Below are 23,863 nucleotides of genomic sequence, written 5' to 3'. Positions count from 1 at the left end.
TGGAGGAAAAGTCATGCGAGTTAATAAAATGCAAATGCTTTATGAAGGTAAGGCTAAACAAGTTTATGCAACTAATAATCCTGATTTAGTAATTATTCATTACAAGGATGATGCTACTGCCGGTAATGGGGTAAAGAAGGGCACGATTCATAATAAGGGAATACTAAACGCTAAGATGACAGCGCAGTTATTTACTATTTTGGAGCAGCGCGGAGTTGCGACTCATTTTGTTAAGCAACTGAACGAACGTGAACTTCTATGTAAAAAAGTTGAAATTTTTGCTTTGGAAGTAATTGTTCGTAATGTTATTGCAGGTTCGATGTCAGTTCGCCTAGGCATAGCTGAAGGAACAGTGGCAGAAAGCCCGATTTATGAAATTTGTTATAAAAATGATGATTTTGGTGATCCGTTAATCAACGACCACCACGCTGTGGCATTGCATTTAGCGAGCTATGAACAACTGGCAACTATTTATCAGATGACCGATATCATTAATCAGCAACTTAAGCAAATGTTTGCTGCCATGGATATTACCTTAGTTGATTTTAAAATTGAGTTTGGTATGACCTTGACGGGAGCAATTGTATTGGCTGATGAAATTAGTCCGGATACATGCCGCTTATGGGATGCTAATACCCATGAAAAGTTAGATAAAGATCGTTTCCGTCGTGATTTAGGCGGTATTGAAGATGCTTATATTGAAATTGCTAATCGTATTCAAAATTATTACCTTACCGTTACAAAGGAGATGGAGGCATGATCTATACTGATCGCGGCTTACACGAAGAGTGTGGTATTTTCGGAATTTATAATAATAGCGACGCTAACATTCTAACTTATTATGGACTGCATTCACTGCAACATCGTGGCCAGGAGGCAGCCGGAATCATTACTTTTGATAGTGAGCAAGTGATGGTCCACAAAGGTGAGGGATTAGTAGCTGATGTATTTCCGAGTAGTACATTAGAGAAGTTACAGGGAAGTGGAGCAATTGGCCATGTCCGGTATTCAACTGCCGGCGGCAGCGGTTATGAAAATGTTCAGCCCTTCTTGTATCGTTCTAACAAAGAAACTATAGGCATTGCCCATAATGGTAACATTGTGAATGCAACAATGCTTAGGGACCAGCTTGAGGAGAATGGAAGCATCTTTCAAGCTACCTCAGATACCGAAATTTTAGCACATCTGCTCAAAAAATATCATGGTACGTTTATTGAACGCTTAATTCAGTCGCTGAATGATTTAGATGGTGCATTTGCTTTTATTGTTTTACATAATGACACACTTTATGCTATGCGCGATAAAAATGGCTTGCGACCATTATCGGTGGCAAAACTTCCCGGTGGAGGTTTTGCCGTATCGTCAGAGACTTGCGCATTCGATATAGTAGGCGGTACATTTATTCGAGATATTGAACCTGGTGAGATTGTCGCATTTAGCGGTGATAAGTTGGTGAGTCATTACTATTCAACTGCAACAGAACATGATATGTGCATGATGGAGTATGTATATTTTTCACGACCGGATAGTGCAATTGAAGGTGTGAATGTGCATACTGCTCGTAAACGCACTGGTGCAGAGCTATTTCTTGAAAGTCATGTTGATGCTGATATTGTTGTTGGTGTTCCTGATTCAAGCACTTCGGCAGCAATTGGTTATGCTGAGGCATCTCATATTCCATATGAGATGGGATTAGTGAAAAATCGGTATGTCGGTCGAACTTTTATTCAGCCGACTCAGGCTTTGCGTGAGCGCGGCGTGCGAATGAAGTTATCAGCGGTACGAGCAATTGTTGAAGGTAAGAAAATTATTCTCATCGATGACTCGATTGTCCGTGGTACAACCAGTCGTCGTATAGTAGAGTTGCTGAAAACTGCCGGAGCACTTGAGGTTCATGTACGCATTGCTTCACCACCAATAAAGTTTCCATGCTTTTATGGAGTTGATACTTCGACTTTTGATGAGTTAATTAGTAATCGTATGGATGTAGCAACCTTGTGTGAGACAATAGGTGCCGATTCGCTTGTCTTTTTAAGCGAAGAGGGGTTGGTGAAGGCAATAGGTCGTAAAACCGCAGATGGCGGCAAATGTGGCGGTTGTATGGCATGTTTCACCGGAAAGTTTCCAACTGCAGTATATGATGAGTTGGATAACGCTAATAAGATTGTGAAGGATTAGGTGATTGTATGAGTAAACGTTATGAGGCGGCCGGAGTAAATTTGGAAGCTGGTTATGAATCAGTTGAGCGTATCAAAAAACACATTTTGGCAACTAAGCGTAAAGGTGCTAGTGACTTCTTTGGAAACTTCGGCGGTGTTTTTGATTTATCAACATTGCAACTAAAGGAACCGGTTCTAGTGTCAGGTACAGACGGTGTAGGCACTAAATTGAAGTTAGCATTTGCAACGGGTGTTCATAATACAATTGGTATTGATGCAGTGGCCATGTGTGTAAATGATATTTTAACCCAGGGTGCTGAACCGTTATTCTTTTTGGATTATATTGCTTGCAGTAAGAATGATCCACAGCAAATTGAAGCAATTGTTGCTGGTGTAGCTCAAGGCTGCATTGAATCCGGTATGGCTTTGCTGGGTGGTGAAACTGCAGAAATGCCAGGTATGTATGAGGCTGGTGAGTATGATATCGCCGGTTTTGCAGTAGGTGCTGTTGAGAAAAGCAAGTTAATCAATAGTGATGCTATTCAGCCCGGGAATGTAATTATTGGTTTAGCATCAAGCGGCTTGCACAGCAATGGTTTTTCGTTAGTTCGTGATATTATTCAGCGACACAACCTTGATTTACAAAAAAAATATAACACTATGGAAGAAAGTTTAGGTAAGACAACCTTAACACCAACAAAAATTTATGTTAAAACGGTTATGGCACTAATGAAGGAAATCAATATTCATGGAATGATGCATATTACCGGTGGCGGTTTTTATGAAAATGTTCCGCGCGGTTTACCGGACGGACTAGGAGCAAAATTTGCTTTTGGTGATTGGCCGATGCCAGCAATTTTTAGCTTTTTAAAAGAAATTGATGAGATTGATTTGGCAGAGTGTTTTCAAGTGTTTAATATGGGTATCGGTTTTATGGTTGTTGTGCCCGCGTCGGAGGCACAGCAAGCATTGAAGATTATTTCCGAAAATGGTGAACAAGGCTATATTATTGGTGAAGTTACCGACCAAGAAGGAGTTCATATTTATGAAGCAAATAGCAGTATTCGCATCGGGTAATGGTTCTAATTTTGCAGCCATCCATGCGGCAACAATAAATAAAGTTATTGATGCTGAAGTTGCTTTACTTATCTGCGATAATCCTGATGCATATGCAATTCATCGTGCCGCTGAGTTTGGCATTGAATGCTTTGCTTTTAAGCCTAAAATGTTTGCCAGCAAAGTTGATTATGAAACCGAGATTGTTGCTCGTCTCAATCAGTTGGATCCGGACTTAATTGTACTTGCCGGCTATATGCGTATATTGGGGCATACGATGCTTGACGCTTTCGGTGGCAGAATTATTAATATTCATCCGTCGCTTTTGCCCGATTTTAAGGGGAAGGATGCAATTGGACAAGCAATTGCATCCAAGGCACCGCGTATTGGTGTCAGTATTCATTATGTTGACGAAGGTATGGATACCGGAACCATTATTGCTCAATCTGGTTTTGCTGTTGATGGCAGTGAATCGCGGGCAGAAATTGAGTGCCGGGTGCACGAAATTGAACATCAGTTATATCCACAGACTATTGCCATGTTATTAGAGAAGGAGACAAGTGTATGAATAAAAAACAAGCTTTGATTAGTGTTAGTGATAAAACCGGTATTGCCAACTTGGCTAAACAACTTATTGATTTGGGGTATGAACTTATTTCAACCGGAGGTACCGAGAAAATGCTTCTTGATGCCGCGATTCCGGTGAAAAATATTTCGGTTATTACCGGGTTTCCGGAAATTTTAGATGGTCGGGTGAAAACCTTGGATCCACATGTTCATGGTGGATTGCTTGCAGTTCACGATGATGCTCAACATATGCAGCAATTAGCCGATAACGACATTGATTTAATTGATTTAGTAGTTGTTAATTTATATCCGTTTAAAGCAACAATCAGTAACCCTGATTGCCAATATGATGATGCAATTGAAAATATTGATATTGGTGGACCATCAATGTTACGCAGTGCTGCTAAAAATCATCGTTATGTAACGGTTTTAACTGATCCTGAAGATTATTCAGTTGTTGTTGAAGAGCTCACTAAAAATGGTGAGACCAGCTTTGCTTTACGGCAGCAACTGGCTGCGAAAGTATTCCGCCATACAGCAGCTTATGATAGTTTAATCGCTGAATACTTAACTAAGGCATGCGATATTACATTTCCTGAACAACTGACCCTTAGTTATGAATTAAAACAGTCATTGCGTTATGGTGAGAACCCTCATCAAGCTGCAGCTTTTTATGCTGCACCAATAGCAGTAAAAGGAACTATAAGCAGCGCAATACAATTACATGGCAAAGAGCTTTCATATAATAATATTCAAGATGCAAATGCGGCTTTACAAATAGTTAAAGAGTTTAATGAGCCAGCAGTTGTTGCTTTAAAACATATGAATCCTTGTGGAGTAGGTATTGGCAGTACAATCTATGAGGCATGGCAGAAAGCTTATGAAGCAGATAAAACCTCTATATTTGGCGGCATTATTGCAGTAAATGGTGTTGTTGATGCCAAAACAGCTCGAGAAATGTCGGAAATCTTTCTCGAGATTATCCTCGCGGAAGATTTTACTCCTGATGCTTTGGAAATTTTACAGAAAAAGAAAAATATTCGCTTATTAATGGTTCAATTTGAAAACCATAATGTATCTACACTTAAAGTTGTAAGTGTTGAGGGTGGGTTATTAGTGCAGGAAGAAGACCGTGTTACTATTTCGGCAGATGATTTAACTGTTGTAACAAAAACTCAGCCGACAGCAGATCTGCTTGATGAATTATTATTTGCTTGGAAAGTTGTGAAGCATGTGAAGTCTAATGCGATCGTTTTGGCTAAGGATGCTATGACTATTGGTATTGGTGCCGGGCAGATGAATCGTATCGGTGCTGCGCGTATTGCTATTGAACAGGCGGGCGATAAAGCGCTTGGTAGTGTTTTGGCTTCTGACGCATTTTTCCCTATGCCGGATACGGTTGAGGCAGCTGCTGCGGCCGGAGTGAAGGCAATCATTCAGCCTGGTGGTTCAATAAAGGATGATGAATCTATTGCTTGTGCTGATAAGTATGGCATTGTGATGGTTACTACAGGCATTCGTCATTTCAAACATTAGTCAAGGAGTGGGAAAATGAGGGTATTAATTATTGGTCGCGGTGGTCGCGAAGCTGCTATGGCTCAAAAAATTGTACATGATGATATTGTGAATCAGGTTTTTGTCGCACCGGGGAATGCAGGAATGCATTCATATGCAACAAGGGTTGCGATAGATGAGACTGCTGTAGATGATTTGGCAGAGTTTGCTAAAGAACAAAAGATAGAATTGACAATTGTCGGGCCGGAAGCAAGTCTTGCGGCCGGAGTTGTTGATGCCTTTTCTGCGGCCGGGTTATTGATTTGGGGGCCAAGTAAAGCTGCTGCTCAAATTGAGAGTAGCAAAAGTTTTGCCAAAGAACTGATGCAAAAGTATGATATTCCAACAGCTGCATATGCAGTTTTCCATGAAGCAACAGCAGCAATTGCTTATATTAAACAACAATCATTGCCAATTGTTATTAAAGCTGATGGTTTGGCAGCCGGCAAAGGCGTGGTTATTGCTCAGAGTTACAATGAAGCTGAGCAGATATTAAATGATTGGCTTGGCGACAATAAACTTGGCAGTTCCGGTAGTCGAGTTGTTATTGAAGAGTTTTTATCTGGTGAAGAATTTTCATTCATGACTTTTGTTTATCGGGATAAAGTTTATCCAATACCATTATCACAAGATCATAAGCGTGCTTATGATGGTGATCTGGGTCCAAACACCGGTGGTATGGGTGCATATGCCCCGGTGCCGCAAATTAGTGAGGCACTGCGTCATCAGGCTTTGTTGACGATTATGGAAGCTACAGCATCAGCAATGATACAAGAAGGTGTGCCATTTACCGGTTTCTTATATGGTGGAATTATTGCAACTATTGACGGACCAAAAGTTATTGAATTTAATGCTCGTTTTGGTGACCCAGAAGCTGAGGTTATTTTACCATTGTTGGCAAGTCCTTTGATACCGATTCTTTTAGATATTCTGGAAGATCGAAAACCAGTAATTAAGTGGCGTGACCAGTTTGCTCTTGGCGTTGTTTTAGCAAGTGAAGGTTATCCACAAAAGCCAATTACCGGAACCATGATTAAGAATCTTGAGTTATTAGACAATGTAGATATTTTTTCGGCGGGAGTTGCCGAAGTCGATAATCAATTAGTGAGTGATGGTGGTCGAATAATAGTTGTTACTGCACTTGCTGAATCTTTGGTTGAGGCACAGAGAAAAGTGTATTACGAATTAAATAAGCTATCAAAAGACGGTTTCTTTTATCGTCATGATATTGGGAATAAAGCATTAACTAAATAAAACTTGACAGTAAACATTGATTCAAGTATCATTGGATTATAAAGATATCTGTTAATAAAAGAGGAGTATCAATTTACTCGTGTCGCAAGAGAATGGTATATTTTGCTGTGAGTACCTGGAACACGTGATTGAGAAGACACTTTTGGAGGAACACATTGATTAAAAGATGTGTCGGCAAGCACCGTTATCAGCTATTAAAGTGTATGTATAATTTTATGCATAAACAAGGGTGGTACCGCGACGATTTCGTCCCTTTTGAGGGATTGAGTCGTCTTTTTTTATCAGATATTATTTTTTTGAGAAACGCCGCGCCCGCAGGAAGTACCCTTAGGGTGCAATCCTTTGATTTCCGACGCATCAGTCAAAAGCTGATGCTAGTACCTTGCGTGAATCGTTTTCAATAAAAATATATTTAATAAGGAGAAGATAATTATGGAAAATAATTTCAAAAAAGAATTTAAGATTACTGAGCGTGCAATTGAATTGTACTTGGATGATAAGGGTGCAGGTTCTTTGGTTTATACATTAGAGAATTCGGTTTTTACAATTGAATCAATTTTTGTAAATCCGTTATATCGTGGTATGGGACTTGCTTCTGAACTTGTCCATGAGGCGATTAAATTTTGTGAAACTAATGATTATAAAATTCATCCGGTTTGTTCGTATGCAGTTGACTATTTCAAAAAGCATCCGCACCAACTTGTTCAAGAATAAAAGAAAGCAGGAATATATATGAGTAATGAATTATTTAACTGTGCTGCATTACGAAGCAGCGATATTGGCAAAAAAGTGAGATTACGCGGCTTTGTGGCAAAGGAGCGTAATCTAGGCGGGCTTATTTTTATTGATCTTCGTGATAGTAAAGGTATTACCCAAATTGTTATTCATCCGGATAACAAAAACTATGAGTTGGCAAAAACGATTCGAACTGAGTTTGTTATTGAAGTAAGCGGTGAAGTTATTGCCAGAGAATCAATTAATAAACATATTCCGACTGGTGATATTGAAGTGATTGCAGAAGAAGTAACCATTGTTAGCAAAGCTAAAACAACACCATTTGTTATTAGTGATGACAGCGAAGTTTTAGAAGATACCAGAATGACTTATCGTTATCTTGATTTACGTCGTGCTTCTATCAAAGAGCGGATTATTGAACGTGCAAAGATAAATCGCAGTATTCGCAACTTTTTTGATAATAATGATTTCATTGAAATCGAAACGCCGATTTTATCGAAATCAACGCCGGAAGGAGCACGTGACTATTTAGTGCCAAGCCGGATTCATGAAGGTACGTTTTATGCCTTGCCGCAATCACCACAGATTTACAAGCAATTATTAATGCTTTCAGGCTTCGAGCGTTACTATCAAATTGCCCGTTGTTTTCGTGATGAGGACTTACGTACTGACCGTCAGCCGGAGTTCACGCAATTGGACTTGGAAATGAGTTTTGCCAGTGAAACTGAAATTCGCAGTTTTCTTGAACAGGCAATGGTGCAAATGATGAAAGATGTTAAAGGTGTTGATATTCCGGCACCGTTTCCTACCTTAGGATTTGACGAAGCCATGGCGCGCTACGGCAGTGACAAGCCGGATACACGTTTTGCTTTAGAGCTAATTAATGTGACTGATATAGTAGCGACTATGGATTTTAAAGTATTTAGTGAAGCACCAATGGTTAACTTATTAAATGTTAAAGGTGCTGCTGATAAATTCTCACGTAAAGATATTGATAAACTTGGCGAGTTTGCAGCTATTTATAAGGCTAAAGGGCTTGCCTGGGTAAAGTATACTGATGGTGCCTTCAATGGTCCGATTAGTAAGTTTATTACTGATATTCATGCTCTTGAATTAAAGGAACGTGCAGATGTAGAGGAAGGCGACTTGTTATTATTTGTTGCTGACCAAAAAAGCGTTGTTCAAGCAAGCCTTGGTGCATTGCGTTCAAAATTAGGTAAAGAACTTAATTTAATTGATCGCAATCAATATAACTTCTTATGGATTATTGACTGGCCGTTATTTGAATATGATGAAGATACTAAAACTTATGCGGCAGCTCACCATCCATTTACAGCTGTTAAACCTGAACATGAACAATTCTTAATTGATAATAAACCGGAGCTTTGCTATGCTCAAGCTTATGACTTAGTGTTAAATGGCTATGAACTTGGTTCAGGATCAATCCGGATTACTGACCCGGAAATGCAGATGCATATGTTTAGAGCCCTTGGATTTAGTGAAGAAGAGGCTCAAGAACAGTTTGGCTTTTTAATTGAAGCTTATCAATATGGTGCCCCAAGTCATGGCGGTATGGGTATCGGTATTGATCGAATTGCCATGATTCTTACTGACACCGATATTATTTCAGATGTTGTTGCATTCCCGAAAACATTGTCAGCCCGTGATTTAATGATGGATTCACCAAGTCCAGTCGATACAGTTCAGTTAGATGATTTAGGAATTATGGTGAAAGAAGGAAAATAACAATGAATTTTCAGCCATTAACTTTGGCCGAACGGGAACTCTACAATAAATATTATCATGCAACCGGCAGTCCGGCTTCTGAACTTACTTTTGCTAATCTTATGGCTTGGCAAGAAGTATATCAAACTAAATATGCAATTATTGATAAGTATTTCTGTATGATTATAAACCGCCATGGGCGGAGAATGGCCATCTTACCACTGGTCGATGGCCATTTAAACTATATATCAGATGGAGTAATTACCAAATTACAGCGCTACTTTATTGAGCATTTTCACCAAGATTGTTGGTATGCAATTGTTACCCCGCAACACTTACGTTTATTGGATGATAATGTTGAGGTAGTTGAGCAAGTTGAAACTCGTGATGATTTTGACTATGTATATTTGCGTGAAAAGCTGACTACTTTATCGGGGCGCAAATTACAGGCTAAAAGGAATCATGTTTCTCACTTTAAACGTGAATATCCAGATTATCAGTATTTTGCTATTGGCGATGATTTTATATCAAAGTATCATGGTGCTATTATTGAGTTAACCAATCGTATTCCAGAAGAGCAGAAGGCAATTCTTTATATGCTTGAGCATTTTTCTGCTTTGCAGTTATCGGGTGGCTATATTATTGTTGATAATCATCTGGTAGCATTTACTATTGGCGAAGTTATTGATAGCATGAATATGGCGGTTGTTCATATTGAGAAAGCTAATCTTGATTATCATGCTTCATTCCAGATTATCAACCAGGAATTTGTTGCTCATTGTTTGCAAGATGCCATGTATATTAATCGCGAGCAAGATTTAGGTATTGAGGGGTTGCGTAAAACCAAACTTTCATATCACCCGGATCATTTTATTGAAAAGTCGGATATTATTCTTACTGGTGGTAAGGTATAAATAAGTGAGGGGAGAGGAGAACTATCTATGAAATCAACTAGTTTTGCTGCAAGACTGCAAAATATGAACATGGAAATGAAAATACGCTTCATATTTTTTATAATTACTGTCATCAATGCGCTTTTAATTATTGTGTTTACTGTTGCTCCAATATTAGAAACATATGGTCCATTTATTCAAATTACTAACTTTGTGGTAACTTTGATATTTATTGTCGAGTACATTTGGAATATTATTATTGCCAAGAAAAAGGTAAAGTATATTTTTTCAATCAGCGGAATTATTCAAGTACTTTCAATAGTCCCATTTGCGGCGATTGAACTACAAGGGGTTCGTCTACTGAAAGTTATTGTTGGATTTGCCCTTTATCGTGAATTGAGCAATAGACCGAAGGAAGAAAAATATGAAGAAGAATTTCTTAGTATTATAAAAAAAGAACGTGGCTTATTGCTTTGGAGCTTGTTTTCGGTGTTCCTTATCATATTAGCATCAGCATTTATCATTTTTTCGGTGGAGCATCCTTTACAGCCACAAGTATTCAGGAATCCAATCGACGCAATTTGGTGGGCGTTTCAAACAGTTTCAACAGTGGGGTATGGTGATATTGTGCCTATCAGTTTACCAGGACGAGTACTGGCTATGGCCTTGTCAGTAGTTGGTATTGCGACCTTCTCAATTCCGACTACGTTGATCAGCACCAGATATATTCAACAGAATCGCAACAACAATATAAAGAAGGAACTACAACAAGCACTAACAGATAACAAAGAAATTTCAATTATCAGTAATCTTGAACGACTGCAAAAGCTTTTGGATCAAAAAACAATCACTAACGATGAATTTAATGATTTAAAGGCGAAAGTGATAAAAAAACGCAATTAAGGATTGCGTTTTTTTCTTTTTCTGCAAAATATGGGAATGGCTTGTAAGATGTGAGTAGAAGTGATATTATAAAGATTCCAATCATATTAAAAACGGGGGTCTTTTTAATGAAGAAATTTTTTGGAGTTTTACTGTCAGTTGTGCTCTTAAGTGCAACTTTCCAATTTGCAGTTCATGCAGATACATCAGTCGAGGCAAATACGCCACAAGAATTGAAAAGTTTTGCTGAGTCAGCAACTGAAGACACAACTATTACACTGGGGTCTGGATTTCCTGATTCACTAAGTGCAACAGTAAGTATTGCAATTGCGCATAATTATAATATTACTATTTTAGGTAATGATATTAACTTACAACCTATGGCAACAAATGTTCGCCATTTGAATATTAATAATACCGGCAGTGGCACTGTAACTATCGATGGTATTACCTTCTTAGGTTCAAATACTGTTGCCGGAGACACAGTTGCCGTTGGGGCAGCTGGTGGTGGTCTAACATTAGGTGTTGGGCATTTTATTGTTCAAAACAGTATGTTTTCAAAAATTAATGGCAGTGCCCTTAACGGTACCGGTGGTGTAAATCGCTATCTTGAAATTAATAATTCAACTTTTGAATTTAACACGAATACCGGTGCCGGTGGCGCTTTAAACTTTGATGGCGGTAATAATGATTTAACCGTTAACAACTCTACTTTTTATAAAAATAAATCAGATGCGCTCGGATATAGCGGCGGTGCAATTGGTTTAAAAAATGGTAAAAATTTAACGATTAATAACAGTGTGTTTACTGGAAACACCAGTAAACACTTAGGTGGCGCAATTGCTTTCCATTTCCCGCAAGCTAATTCAACTTTTTCAATTGATAATAGCTATTTTGAGGATAATGCAACAGTAAATCCAAATAACGGTGCATATGGGCCATGGGCCGATGGCGGCGCAATTGGTGTTTATTCAGATAATGTGAATATTGCATTCTCTTTGACAAATTCAACGTTTAATGCAAATAGTTCATATGATGATGGTGGTGCGTTAATGTTGCAAAACTATGGTGCAACTTCTACCAATATTATCACTAACAATACTTTCAGTGAAAATGTTGGTAATGGGTTAGGTATCAGTGCCGCTCCAAAATACGATGCACCAGGTGGAGCAATTCAGTTTTCAAAATCAGCAAATGCAACTTTGGAAAGTAATACTTTTGTAAAGAATATGGCTTCTGGAGTAAACACTGAAGCTGGTAACTTTGGTAACGCTCGAGGCGGTGCAATCGGGTTTCACTATGATACCGGAGCTGTTAAAGTGTATCCAACGCTTAATATGAAAAATAACTTGTTATTTGGTAATTATGTTACTGATAGCAGTAATCAACCAGTTGCTTCTGATTATGCAAATATTACAATTTCAACTTTATATGATGGTACATCGGGCGGTGTTCTTAATAATCTTGGTGGTAACATTGGTATTGATGATGGTATAGTTTTGCCATCAATGAGCAGTGAATCTGTTTTTGGTTTGGCAATTGCTGAGGTCGCTCTTTCTACAAATCAATCAAATGTAAGCGCTGGAAATAATAATGCAACTACAAACGGATACTTTTATGCTCAGATTCCAACAATTGCAATTATGCCTGCTGGAGTACCAACTGACAATCCAGTTGCTGGAAAAGGCGTTGCAACAAGTATTACTAAAGACCAACGTGGTTTTACTCGTAATATCTCAACACCAGACATCGGTGCTGTTGAAAATGTTGCAATTAATTTTGATGGCAATAACGGTAACTGGAATACAATGCCAACACATAACTATGATGGTGTTACTTATTATAGCGGCACCGAGCCAACAAACATTTATAAAGTTACCGGCAGTGGCAACGAAATTGAAGTGCTTAGCAGTCAATACTTAACACATCCAAGTGGATACCAGTTTATAGGCTGGAATACCGAAGCCGATGGTGGTGGCAGTAGTTATACTCCTGGAGATCAAATTGCATTAGCTGGAAATATGACTTTATACGCACAATGGGAATCAGTCGAAACATCTACAGAAAATAATAGTACAGGAAACAACAGTTCTTCAAATAATTCATCTGATAATAACAGCGAATTACCAATTACCGGACAGAACACTATGTTTATTACCGCTATAGGCATTATCCTTATAGCCGGAAGTATTTATATTATAAAACGTCGCTCTAGTAAGTAGTGATGTTGAAAAAATGAGCTTAATGAGCTCTTTTTTTCGTCTTTTCAATAAAAATAAAAAAACAGAACTCAATGAAGAGTTCTGTTTTCAATTATTTAGTACTCCGTTTCTTGAGCAGAAGAATACAGCCAAAGCTTATTATGACAATGCTTGTTCCAAGAAGGATCATTTCTGTAAGGTTGGAACCGGTTGTTGGCAATGAAATGGTAGTATTATCAGTTGAATCTATTGGCGGAGCAGGTGTGACAGTAGTGTCTGATTTATATTGCGCATACAATACTATGTCATTTGCAGGTGTAGTATTACTGTCGAACAACCATTTATCGCCCGCCTCGGTGTACCAGCCATCAAATGTATACCCATCTTTTGCTGGTGCAGCAGGTTCTGTAACAAAAGTGTTTTTAGGTACAAGCATTGTCTTATAAGTTTGATTCTCATTGATAAAGGTAACATTATAAGTTTTCTCAATAGGTTGATGAACTTGACCATAAAATTGTGAATAGATGCCATTAATTGTTACATAACTATTAAATATGTAGGATAGGCTGGTATCTTCATTGGCTACTGTCGACCAAGAAATTACTGAATCAGAGTATGTGCCATCATCGCTAATTAGAACCGGGTCAATTAAATGACCATTAATATCTGTCGCTTTATTAGTAATGGTTAGCTGGTTATTCCAAGTAATTGATGAGTTAGTAATTGACTGGTTGCTAATATTCCACCAAGTCAATGATGGCCAGTTAGCTTGTGATAGTGCTGAAATATCTATAATTTGATTATTAGATAAATTAAGGCTTGATAAAGTTGGCCAATTTGCTTTTGTTAGTGGCGTAATATCAGCAATTTGATTTTGGTTTAAATGTATATCATATAAATCTGGCCAGTTTGCATTTGCAAATGGTGATAAGTCACTGATTTTATTATTGCTTAAGTCTAAAGAATATAGAGCAGAGGACCAGCTGGCATCAAGTAGTGGTGAAGGATCACTGATTTGATTGTTTCCGGCAGAAAAAACATGAAGAATCGGCCAATTAGCATTAACTATTGGAGTGAGATTACTTATTTGATTGTTAGATAAGTGCAATGTGTCAAGTTTTGGCCAAGCAGTATTAGCGAGAGGAGTTAAATCACTGATTTCGTTATCCATAACTTGTAGTAGTTGTAATTCAGGCCAATGAGCATTAACTATTGGAGCAAGATCACTTATTTGATTGTTAAATAAATAAACCGTATGTAAATCCGGCCAATAGGTACTCTCTAAAGGAGTTAAATCATTTATTTGATTGTTATACATATAGATATTATATAATTTAGGAGTGTTAAGAGTTGCTAGCGGAGTTATGTCACTAATTTGATTATCGGATAAATAAAGATTCTCCAATTGCGGAAGGCTTGCGCTTTCAAGTGGACTTAAATCACTAATCTGGTTATTAGATAGAAATAATGTTTTGATGCTAGCTAAGTATTCAACACCACTGATATTAATGATATTTTGATTATTTGCATTTAAAGTCATAATAGAATTTAAATCATCCTGGGTTACTTGATCAGCTATCGAAGCTTTACTAAGTGCTTGCCGAATTACTTCGGCAAAATTTGCATCAGGAAAAACCTCATTAATTGCCGCTGGTGGTGTAGTGGATGAGCTTGTTGCATGTACAACAGTCTCATCATGTGTATTTATTAAAGTAGTAGTTCCAAATAATGCCGCAGAAAAAAGAACAATACTACATATTGTTTTGAAAATTTTCATTTGATTTCCCCCTGAAAATTAAAAAAGATTGTTATAAAATAATAACCTCATTAAAGATACCATAAAATAATATAAGAATAATCGCTGAAATAACTTGGAAATTTGCAAAAAACGGTCAAATCTAATGAAATTGTGATTAAATATAATATTGTCAGTTTCATTTAAATAAAAATGAGCATAACGATACATATATAGCAATAAGTATAGTATATTAGTGTTAAATAGAGGAGGTAATATTATGAGAAAGGGAAATTCATATTTTACAATATTTGAAAGTTTACTATACATTATTCTTGGTATTATAATTATTATTTGGCCGACACAAATAACCGGATTGATAATTAACATTTCAGGAATTTTGCTAATTATTTCTGGATTGGTATCAATATATCGTTCAATTAAGATAAAAGATAACCCGGAACTACAGGTTTTTGCTATTACTCAATCAGCATTAGGATTCATTTTTGGACTTATGCTTTTGATTGGTAATTCGTTTGTAATTACATTAGTATTGGTATATATACTTATTTTCTGGTTTTTATTCAGAGCTATCAGTCATACAGCGATATTGTTTCAACAAAAACGTTTTAACTGGTTAGGTATAACATCAATAATTTTAAATATACTTGTAATTGTAATAAGTATATGGGCATTCTTCAATGCTCAATTAGCGTTCAGTATCTTTATCTGGACAATTGCAATACTTTTTATCTCAAGTGGTTTAGAAGGAATTATTTTATTCTTTATTTCAGATAAAGATCAACCAGATGTCAGTGAAAATATAAATATATAGTTAATAAAATTGCTTATGAAAAAACACGTTGGTTGTTATTTATATATACCAGCGTGTTTTATTTATTGTATAGGTTTACATAATATATATTATATGAAGTAATGTGTGATTCAATATCAACTGCTTGATTATAATCTATCTCTACCATCATTAACATTTCAAATTTAGCATTACTAAGGGAATTTGCTACAATTAAAACTCCAATACCAAAATAACAGTTTCATTTGCACCATAGTCACCATCACTAAAAAGTGATATATACTCTGGTGAGAGAAATTCACGCATAGCAATATTCGTTTTCCTAAAGCCAGCTTTTTCATAGGCTTTAACAGCTCTTGTGTTTTTGTTGGATGGTGCAATTATTATTTTTTGGATGTCCATAGCCCCGTTTAAATACCTACTAAGAGAAATTAGGGCGTCTGTACCAAATCCTTTTCCGCATGTAGCTTCGCTCGCAATCCAAATATCAAGCTCTGCAATCCCTGGCTTCAAGTGAAAAGCGCAGTAACTGATAAAACCAATAGCTCCACTCTCATTTTCAATGAGAAATCCCCTGCCATCACTTGGCCTTTCTCCTGTGAAAAAATATTCCAAGTAACCACCATCATCAGATGCATAAAATTCCTCATATGTTGGGATAGGATGATGTGGAAAATCTGGTGGACCAGAATGATATTTTGTAGTTTCCGATTGGTAACACCACTCGTATATTTTTTGTCTGTCATTCAATGTAGCTGGAACCAATTCAATTTTATCGCCTTTTATCATACTATTAACCTCTTTCATCTTCTAACATTTAATTTTTGATTATCTGTTTTACAAGATATATTAAGTTGAATCATTTAACTTATCAAACATTATTGCATTTAATTGTTTACTTTTTTTGTTGTTGAATTTATATTTAGTGCCTCCAGAATAATCAACTTTATAAAAAATATAGTTTTTGCCAATAGCAGCAGAGTTTCTATATTCATCTGGTTCAATTCTTGTGAAAATATTATGACCGTTTATTTGGAAATAACCATAGTACTTAGTTATTCCCCTTGAGCCCAGCATAGTAGTACGTCCTACATCTATACATTTCGCTTCAAAAACAAGATAGTTATTAACAAAGGATTCTTTAATAAAGAAAGTAGGAATCAGCACTCCAATTATCCACATCAAAACAAAAAAAACTAGGAGAACAAGAAATAATATTTTTACTATTAATTCACCACCCTTGCTAAATTCTAAAAAAACAAAATAAATCATGGGGAGAGTAAAACTGAAAAAAGGAATGGAAACTATAAGTGCGTTAATTTTATCTTGTTGCTTTTTTTTAATAAGTATATTCGATATTTTTTCTGAAATTTGTGAGTTTGCTTTTTCCCAAACAATAGAATTTATATTTTCTTCTGTTGAATGGTACTGGATAGTATTGATGTCATCTTCTATACCGTTATCTTTCTTGATAGTAGTTATTAAATAAATACTGACTGCGAAAAGTATTAAACTAAAGAAAAATAAAATAACTATTATAAAATAAATATCTCCATATATTTCACTCGGATCCATTTCATTTACTTTAATTTTTATTATATTCCCAACTCTCATGTCTGAATTACTATAATTAATTGGCATGCTCTTATATTCCACACCATTATATGAGTAGGTAACAAAAACTTTTACTTCTTTATTTTTGCCCGTTCCCGTCACGCTTATGTTTGAAATTACAGCTGATATTTCTACTGCATTCATTTCTTCAAATATTTTCTGCGAAAATAATTTACCACTAAAAAATAATAATGAAACACCTACTATAATAAGTAATGTGACAGCAATTTTCTTTCCCAAATATATCCCCCGTTTCTATATATATTTATATCTAGTATTCTTCTAATGTGCACATATATCAAGTCTATTAAGGAAGTATGTTTATCCCCTTTTTTTATACACTTTCATAATATTATATACTGATACATAAAACACTACTCTTTTGTGAAAATTTATGAGATCCTATCTAATATTATATCAAAAAAACACACAACAGCAATTGCTATTGTGAATCATGAAAAAATTATCTTGATATACTCAAATTATCTTATTTTATACTAATATTACAGTCCGCCAATATAACTCAACGCATGTATAATGAAAACTATGTACTTTTGTATTTTTGTGAATTTTAAAAAGATGGTGAAACATTTGGCTTCACCATCTTTTATTTTCTATTCAGGATTCAATTCATTCTCTTTTTAGATAAAATTATTACACTTGCACTAAATAGCATTCCTAGTCCAAAAAGCAACAATTCGCTTGTTTTTTCCCCTGTTGTTGGGAGAACTATTGGATTATTGGTTGTTGTATTCGACTCTGTTGGTTGAGTTATAGGATTTAGTGTATATTGTGCATATAATGTAATATCGTTTGCTGGCATAGTGTTTTCTGTAAAGTTCCAATTAATGCCACTGCCATCAGCTACTGTATTCCATCCTACAAATGTATATCCATCTTTAGTTGGTGAAATGGGCTGCGTGATCAGATCATCCGTGGAAACAGCTGCTGAATTATAAATAACTGACTGATCAATAAAAGTTACTGTATACATTTCTTTGGTTTGGGTAATTGGTTGAACCACTTTTCCTGAAAAACGTACATATGTAGTGAAACCATTGTTATTCACATATTGCTGTATATAGGAAAAATTATATGAAACTTCTTCAAGATCTGTTGGTAATTGATTCCAATTAATTGTTTGACCAACATAACTTCCACTATTGCTTATTTTATTTGGTGAAACTATATTACCATCAGTATCTACAATACTATTAACAACATCAATATCGACACTCCAAGGAATAATCTGCTTAGTGATAGTTTGATCATCAGCATATACTATTATTGAATCAGCAACTTCAGAATTCATTGTTAGAGTTAACAGGGAACTTATATCAGTAATTTGATTATCAGATACCATTATCTCTAGGGCTTTCTTTTTGTTTGCTAATGGCTCAACATTGGTGATTTTGTTATTATCTAAATGAATATACTCTAAATCTTCCAAGCTTGCTAATGGACTAATATCACTAATCTGATTATTCATTAAATTTAAACGAGTTAGATGTATAAGATATTCCATACCGGTTATATTCTCAATTTTATTGCTACTTGCATACACATATTTAATGCTACTCAACTCAGCTTGAGTTACTTGATCGGAAACAGAATTTTTATTAAGTATTTTTTGAATTTCCTGAGCTAAACCTGGATCAGGAAAAATCTCATTAATAGCCGCAGGCGGCGGTGTTGTTGATTGTGATGCTTGAACAGAAATATTCTGCTGGGTAGCAGTAATAAATAATGAACTGAGAACACCAAAAACCACTAGTGAAAAACTTATCATAAGTTTACAAAATTTCATTATTATTCTCCTTTTTATGCTAGTTTGCAAAGCAGTGCACCCATAATTATACACGAATATATATTATAAAAAAGACCAAATATTTGGGTCTTTTTTATAATACATATGTACTTAAAACTGTATCTTAGATCATAAAATAGACTCAATAACATATGGACTAATTCCAATATATTTGCTAAGTTCTAAACGTCCCACTTCAAGTTGTATTCTCTCTTTGTATTGTTTCATCAATTCGACATTAGGTTTGCCAGTAAAAAAATCTTCTTCATACTCTCCTGAAAGAATGTCATAAACTAACAATAATTCATCATTAGATAGTGACAAGCAGCTTTCAAAATAATAATTATCCTCAATCATTTGCGAAAAAGTAAAATCATTATGTACTGCCTCATAACCACTATCTACTTGCAATGTAATTATATATCCATGGCTAATAAAGTTTTTGATTATCTCTTCATACATAAGGGAGATCCTCCAAGTCATATCTACTCTATTTTTGAATCAAGTATAGAATAACCTGCTCACATAATCAATGAATATTTAATGAAATATGTGTCGTTTTCGAACGCTAGTCGGGAATAATCTAAAATAAAAGCGACCTTGATGAGGTCGCTTTTATTAAAACTGTTAGTAGTAAACTATGCTATAAGCTCTTTTTTAAAAGTATATAGCGAAATATCATCGATAAAACCATCTACTTTTCCGCAGAAAACATACCCGCATTTAGGATAAAAATCCGGTCCTTGAAATGAATATGTTGTTAAATAAGCTACTTGGCATCCTGCCTTACGTGCTTCGTCTTCAATTGTACTCAATAGTGTTGAAGCAATCCGATGGCCGCGATAACGTTCATCAACCCAAAGGGTTTCAATTTCAATACCTGAAAGAAACATTGATCCAGAAATACCACCAATAATTGTCCCCTCTTGATTACGGGCAACCTTAATAATTTCCGGGGCTGGAATTTGAAGTTTATTATTTGTTTGTTTGAGGTTGTAATCTAATAAACCGGCAATACAGACACTATCAACAAACTCCTGTTTATCGGAACATTCCAAAATAGTAAAGCTAAGATTCATTACGATTATCACTCCTGAATTTAATATTAACAGAATTATAACAATAAGAAATTGTGAATGCAAGTATTGGTCCGTTTAACTTTTACATACTGGACTGATTTAAAAAATCTACCGGGTTTAGGGTTGACAAATAATAATAATTTTGAGAGAATTAAAACGTTAAAAAAATATGGGGGAAAATTAAAATGAAAATATTTTCAAAAATTTTATTTAGTTTTATACTATTAACAACAATAACTGGAACATCAATATATGTTGGTGAATCACAAAAAGAGATTGTACAAGCGACATATGAATCTACACCACCGCCAGCAGCAATCAATGAAATATTTCCTGATGCAAATTTCGCATCAACAATTGCATCGCTATTTGGTGTATCTAGTGACACAGTTGTTACACAAAGCGACCTAGACTCTATTGATCAGTTATATGCTTCATTAAAGAATATTGTCAATTTAGATGGTATTCAACATTTAAAAGAACTTAGAATTTTATATCTTGATGGCAATGAAATAAATGATGTAAGTCCAATTACTACAAGCGAATTTCCACTTCTAGAAATACTAATACTTAATGATAATCAGATTGATGATATTAGTCCATTTGCAACCGCGAGTTTTCCGTCGCTGCGAGTTTTAGGGTTTGACAACAATCAAATTAGTGATATAAGTCCACTTATAACAGCAAATTTCCCATCTCTTCTGAGTCTGGGACTAGACAACCTTGAAATTAGCGATATTAATCCAATTGCATCGTTTAATTTCCCGAGATTACAGGGGTTAGGAATGGGTAGAAATCAAATCAGTGATATTACACCACTCAAAAATGCAACATTTCCAGATTTAAGGCACATTCTTTTGGATGATAATAAAATCAGCGATATTACACCATTTACAGAAACCCACTTTCCAAATTTAGACACTATATTTTTAGATAGAAATCAAATCAGTGATATTAGTTCACTTACAAATTTCAATTTTCCAAGAATGTCAGTTTTGCGTTTAGCTGAACAAGAAATAAATCTAAATCCAGTTAACTTTGCTGAACATATTACTATTCAAAATGATATTACAAATATTGATGGAACGATTATTAATCCAGAAACCATTAGTAATAATGGTATTTATTCGGAGCCAAATATTTCTTGGGATTTGCTAACTTATACTTCAAATCTTACCTACTCTTTTAATCATGTTTTTTCTTATAATTTTGGTCTATATGAACTTGATTATGAATTTTCCGGAAATGTGAACCAACCGCTTAAAGAGCTGTTTAAAGTGAGTTTTTCTGTGGATAGTAGCATTATTGAAGAAAATACTATAGCTTATGGAGATGTGATTAATAAGCCAATAACTCCAACTAAACCTGGTTATAGTTTTTTAGGTTGGTACACTGAACCAATTGGCGGCACTAAATGGAATTTCAATTCTGATGCTATGCCTGAAAATGATCTAATCTTATACGCACAATGGCAAGAAAATAGCGTTTCAGAAACATCTGATAATAACCTTACAAGTACAATTACAACACTACCAAATACAGGAAGTAATTCACTGGAGGCTATTATAATTGGCGTTTTAACCGTACTGTCTGCCGGCATACTTTATGTTGTAAATAAAAATCGTAAAAAAATTTGATATAATTAAAAACACAAGCTTATATAAGCTTGTGTTTTTAATTTATAGAAGTAAAGTTGCCTTATTCTATCTCATTATCCTGCTTCATCTTCAAATGCACAAAGCAACATGTCAGCAAGATAATAATTAGCGGAACCACAATTGAAACTACCATACTGAATGTGCTATGATTCATTTCTGATAAATAAAATCGTGCAGCATCAATACTTAAACCTGAAAGTAAAGTCAGGTACATAAGATACATTCCTATCAATATATTTCCAGTGCCAACAAATAAAAACCACATAAAAATAACTGCATTTTTTTGCCAAATATTCATAAAGAATACAAACGGAATTATTGCCGAAAAGTATAGTAATACTGAGGCAATTATATGATAATCAAGATCGCTAAACAATAGATTCCCTTGGGCAATTAACGACGCTAAAATAAGCATAGCTATATTAAAGATTAAAGTTGCACCAAAAACCCATGAAGCACTTTTCTTATTTAAATAATCATCTAAAAAATGAACCATAATATCCCCTCTCGCCACATATTAATCTAAGTATAGCTAATCATCGGTCACTATTCAATGAATTAATAATGAAGTTTTTGAATAAAAATACACCTTTGGGGAGAAAAGTGTAAAAAGCTCAGGCATTGTGCCTGAGCTTTTTGTTATGGTTTTATAATCATATCCTTCTCAGGCATAATCACATTTCCGTCAACCTTAAAATACAATGGCAAACCAATAGCTGCCGTCGGAATAAGCACATCCTTAGGATGTTGTTTCTGGTGATGCATATGTAAATGCGGTTCAGAAGTACTGCCGCTATTACCTATCTCGCCAATATAATCACCAACTTCGACAGAATCGCCTACTTTTAAGTCGATTGTGCCTTGCTTGAGATGAGATAATAATACGTATGAATCTGTAGCGGCAACATGGATGTAAACATGATTACCTTCTGCTATTGAAAATTTATCGGTATTAGGAGCAACATCCGGTTCATCGATGACAACCTGAACAATTGTTCCTGACACCGGGGCATACACTTTTTCACCATAAATTCCATACGCTTCAAGATTAGTTGAACCGGTATTGTATGGTTCACTAACAATATCGTATGCCCAGCGCTCTGATGCCCAAATCGCATGAGGTAGATTTCCCTGCGGATCATCACCGCCCCAGCCAACAACGGTTGGATTCTTAAATGGCCACGAAGCAATGAGTTGCGGTTCTGTTGTTGCCAAATCAGCCGGGTACGGCACATAAATAATATTTATTAGCAATAATAATGGCACAAGATATAAAGTTGCCAAAGCAACTAATAATAATTTAGCAACTACCTTCCCTTTGATAATAATCAACATTACCAAAGCAAATACCACCAAAAAAATACCAACAAATGGATAAAACATTTTCATGACTATCCATATCGTTGCTTTTAACAGGCCAGTATCAAACACTAAAATTCCTAGTGTAATAAGTAAGCACGCAATTGCTAAAAAAATAATTCCATTCATTAATGGTACAGCATATTTGTTTATTCGGTTCATATCTCTTCGACTCCATTTCATTTATCATACTGTAATGATAAGCTGAAGTCTTAGTCAGAGTCTATGCCAAATCTTGAGAATTACTCGCGGATATTGAGAATCGTCGATTCTTTAGGTATTTTGCTAAACAAACCAGCGGAATAACGACTATGCTGCAAAAAATTGCCCCAAATAAATAATCAGCAATTATTTGTAGAACAGTTATAAAATCAATACTAATGTTTGAAGTAAATAAACCAAACAAATGAATTACAATAAAGAATAAAAACAGAAAACCAATTCCAATGGCTGTTTTTTTACTTAGTTGTAGGTATTCCGACTTTACCACCGGTTCTTCTTGAATAATACTTATAGTGTCTGCTTCATTAAAAAGCTCTTCCAAGCGCATATTCAGCGAACTTGCAATAAGTGGTAATAAGGTAATATCCGGGTAACCATCACTACGTTCCCACCGCGAAATAGTTTTATCACTAACATTCAACTGACTTGCCAGCTGCTTTTGTGTGAGCTGCAACCGCACTCGCTCCTGTTTAATCTTTTTACCAATCATCAAATTTTCAGACATACTTGAATTCCTCCAATATCATTAGTATATCACTAAATAAATTT

General features: G+C 35.5%; 22 protein-coding genes and 1 other annotated feature. Of the genes, 13 read left to right on the top strand and 9 right to left on the bottom strand.

Annotated elements, in window-relative coordinates:
- The first annotated feature begins 13 nt into the window (after positions 1-13).
- From purC to FEZ08_RS06355, 11 genes are all read left to right on the top strand, one after another.
- The gene (gene purC / locus FEZ08_RS06405; RefSeq protein ID WP_138190883.1) at positions 14-760 is read left to right on the top strand and encodes a phosphoribosylaminoimidazolesuccinocarboxamide synthase; all 747 of its coding nucleotides are present in this window, start codon (positions 14-16) and stop codon (positions 758-760) included.
- On the top strand, positions 757-2,178 hold the full coding sequence (purF, locus tag FEZ08_RS06400; protein WP_138190882.1) for an amidophosphoribosyltransferase: 1,422 nt from the start codon (positions 757-759) through the stop codon (positions 2,176-2,178). The genes purC and purF overlap by 4 nt, the downstream gene beginning before the upstream one ends.
- A gap of 8 nt (positions 2,179-2,186) precedes the next feature.
- Complete coding sequence (gene purM / locus FEZ08_RS06395) at positions 2,187-3,236, top strand: phosphoribosylformylglycinamidine cyclo-ligase (protein WP_138190881.1); 1,050 nt, start codon at positions 2,187-2,189, stop codon at positions 3,234-3,236.
- Entirely contained in the window at positions 3,205-3,783 is a 579-nt protein-coding gene (gene purN, locus FEZ08_RS06390; RefSeq protein WP_138190880.1) for a phosphoribosylglycinamide formyltransferase, read from the top strand. Before purM ends, purN begins: the two co-directional genes overlap by 32 nt.
- The gene (gene purH, locus FEZ08_RS06385; RefSeq protein ID WP_138190879.1) at positions 3,780-5,318 is read left to right on the top strand and encodes a bifunctional phosphoribosylaminoimidazolecarboxamide formyltransferase/IMP cyclohydrolase; all 1,539 of its coding nucleotides are present in this window, start codon (positions 3,780-3,782) and stop codon (positions 5,316-5,318) included. The genes purN and purH overlap by 4 nt, the downstream gene beginning before the upstream one ends.
- A 15-nt stretch (positions 5,319-5,333) precedes the next feature.
- On the top strand, positions 5,334-6,590 hold the full coding sequence (purD, locus tag FEZ08_RS06380) for a phosphoribosylamine--glycine ligase (RefSeq protein ID WP_138190878.1): 1,257 nt from the start codon (positions 5,334-5,336) through the stop codon (positions 6,588-6,590).
- Between the two features lie 42 nt (positions 6,591-6,632).
- Positions 6,633-6,847, top strand: a binding site (T-box leader).
- A gap of 175 nt (positions 6,848-7,022) precedes the next feature.
- A complete protein-coding gene (locus FEZ08_RS06375) occupies positions 7,023-7,304 on the top strand; it encodes a GNAT family N-acetyltransferase (protein ID WP_138190877.1) in 282 nt (93 codons plus the stop codon).
- Between the two features lie 18 nt (positions 7,305-7,322).
- Positions 7,323-9,071 (top strand): aspartate--tRNA ligase, encoded by a 1,749-nt coding sequence (gene aspS / locus FEZ08_RS06370; protein WP_138190876.1) that lies wholly within the window; start codon positions 7,323-7,325, stop codon positions 9,069-9,071.
- Positions 9,072-9,073: 2 nt separating this feature from the next.
- Positions 9,074-9,964: a DUF2156 domain-containing protein gene (locus FEZ08_RS06365; protein WP_138190875.1), complete on the top strand. Its 891-nt coding sequence runs from the start codon at positions 9,074-9,076 to the stop codon at positions 9,962-9,964.
- A 27-nt stretch (positions 9,965-9,991) separates the two neighbouring features.
- A complete protein-coding gene (locus tag FEZ08_RS06360; protein WP_138190874.1) occupies positions 9,992-10,846 on the top strand; it encodes a potassium channel family protein in 855 nt (284 codons plus the stop codon).
- Positions 10,847-10,953: 107 nt separating this feature from the next.
- The gene (locus FEZ08_RS06355; RefSeq protein ID WP_138190909.1) at positions 10,954-13,047 is read left to right on the top strand and encodes an InlB B-repeat-containing protein; all 2,094 of its coding nucleotides are present in this window, start codon (positions 10,954-10,956) and stop codon (positions 13,045-13,047) included.
- Between the two features lie 91 nt (positions 13,048-13,138).
- Here the strand turns inward: FEZ08_RS06355 and FEZ08_RS06350 are convergent, their stop codons facing one another.
- Complete coding sequence (locus FEZ08_RS06350) at positions 13,139-14,803, bottom strand: leucine-rich repeat domain-containing protein (protein ID WP_138190873.1); 1,665 nt, start codon at positions 14,801-14,803, stop codon at positions 13,139-13,141.
- Positions 14,804-15,041: 238 nt separating this feature from the next.
- Between FEZ08_RS06350 and FEZ08_RS06345 the strand changes: the two genes are divergently transcribed.
- Positions 15,042-15,596 (top strand): DUF308 domain-containing protein, encoded by a 555-nt coding sequence (locus FEZ08_RS06345; RefSeq protein WP_138190872.1) that lies wholly within the window; start codon positions 15,042-15,044, stop codon positions 15,594-15,596.
- A gap of 192 nt (positions 15,597-15,788) precedes the next feature.
- On the opposite strand, the gene FEZ08_RS06340 is transcribed toward FEZ08_RS06345, so the two are convergent.
- From FEZ08_RS06340 to FEZ08_RS06320, 5 genes are all read right to left on the bottom strand, one after another.
- Positions 15,789-16,364: a GNAT family N-acetyltransferase gene (locus FEZ08_RS06340; protein WP_138190871.1), complete on the bottom strand. Its 576-nt coding sequence runs from the start codon at positions 16,362-16,364 to the stop codon at positions 15,789-15,791.
- A gap of 60 nt (positions 16,365-16,424) precedes the next feature.
- Positions 16,425-17,429, bottom strand: a complete 1,005-nt coding sequence (locus tag FEZ08_RS06335; RefSeq protein WP_138190870.1) for a hypothetical protein — start codon at positions 17,427-17,429, stop codon at positions 16,425-16,427.
- Between the two features lie 385 nt (positions 17,430-17,814).
- The gene (locus tag FEZ08_RS06330; protein WP_138190869.1) at positions 17,815-18,996 is read right to left on the bottom strand and encodes an InlB B-repeat-containing protein; all 1,182 of its coding nucleotides are present in this window, start codon (positions 18,994-18,996) and stop codon (positions 17,815-17,817) included.
- A gap of 129 nt (positions 18,997-19,125) precedes the next feature.
- A complete protein-coding gene (locus tag FEZ08_RS06325; protein ID WP_138190868.1) occupies positions 19,126-19,458 on the bottom strand; it encodes a hypothetical protein in 333 nt (110 codons plus the stop codon).
- Positions 19,459-19,634: 176 nt separating this feature from the next.
- Positions 19,635-20,075, bottom strand: a complete 441-nt coding sequence (locus FEZ08_RS06320; protein ID WP_138190867.1) for a GNAT family N-acetyltransferase — start codon at positions 20,073-20,075, stop codon at positions 19,635-19,637.
- A 185-nt stretch (positions 20,076-20,260) separates the two neighbouring features.
- Between FEZ08_RS06320 and FEZ08_RS06315 the strand changes: the two genes are divergently transcribed.
- Positions 20,261-21,712: a leucine-rich repeat domain-containing protein gene (locus FEZ08_RS06315; protein ID WP_138190866.1), complete on the top strand. Its 1,452-nt coding sequence runs from the start codon at positions 20,261-20,263 to the stop codon at positions 21,710-21,712.
- Between the two features lie 61 nt (positions 21,713-21,773).
- Here FEZ08_RS06315 and FEZ08_RS06310 read toward each other — a convergent pair whose 3' ends face one another.
- From FEZ08_RS06310 to FEZ08_RS06300, 3 genes are all read right to left on the bottom strand, one after another.
- Positions 21,774-22,229: a hypothetical protein gene (locus FEZ08_RS06310; RefSeq protein ID WP_138190865.1), complete on the bottom strand. Its 456-nt coding sequence runs from the start codon at positions 22,227-22,229 to the stop codon at positions 21,774-21,776.
- A 143-nt stretch (positions 22,230-22,372) separates the two neighbouring features.
- Positions 22,373-23,254, bottom strand: a complete 882-nt coding sequence (locus FEZ08_RS06305; RefSeq protein WP_171014969.1) for a M23 family metallopeptidase — start codon at positions 23,252-23,254, stop codon at positions 22,373-22,375.
- A gap of 61 nt (positions 23,255-23,315) precedes the next feature.
- Positions 23,316-23,819, bottom strand: a complete 504-nt coding sequence (locus tag FEZ08_RS06300; protein WP_138190863.1) for a helix-turn-helix domain-containing protein — start codon at positions 23,817-23,819, stop codon at positions 23,316-23,318.
- Between the last annotated feature and the right edge of the window lie 44 nt (positions 23,820-23,863).

Origin of the sequence: Culicoidibacter larvae, assembly GCF_005771635.1 — a bacterium.
Taxonomy (GTDB): Bacteria; Bacillota_I; Bacilli_A; order Culicoidibacterales; family Culicoidibacteraceae; genus Culicoidibacter; species Culicoidibacter larvae.
The sequence above is the reverse complement of the archived record's forward strand: the minus strand, read 5'-3'. Positions and strand labels throughout refer to the sequence as shown.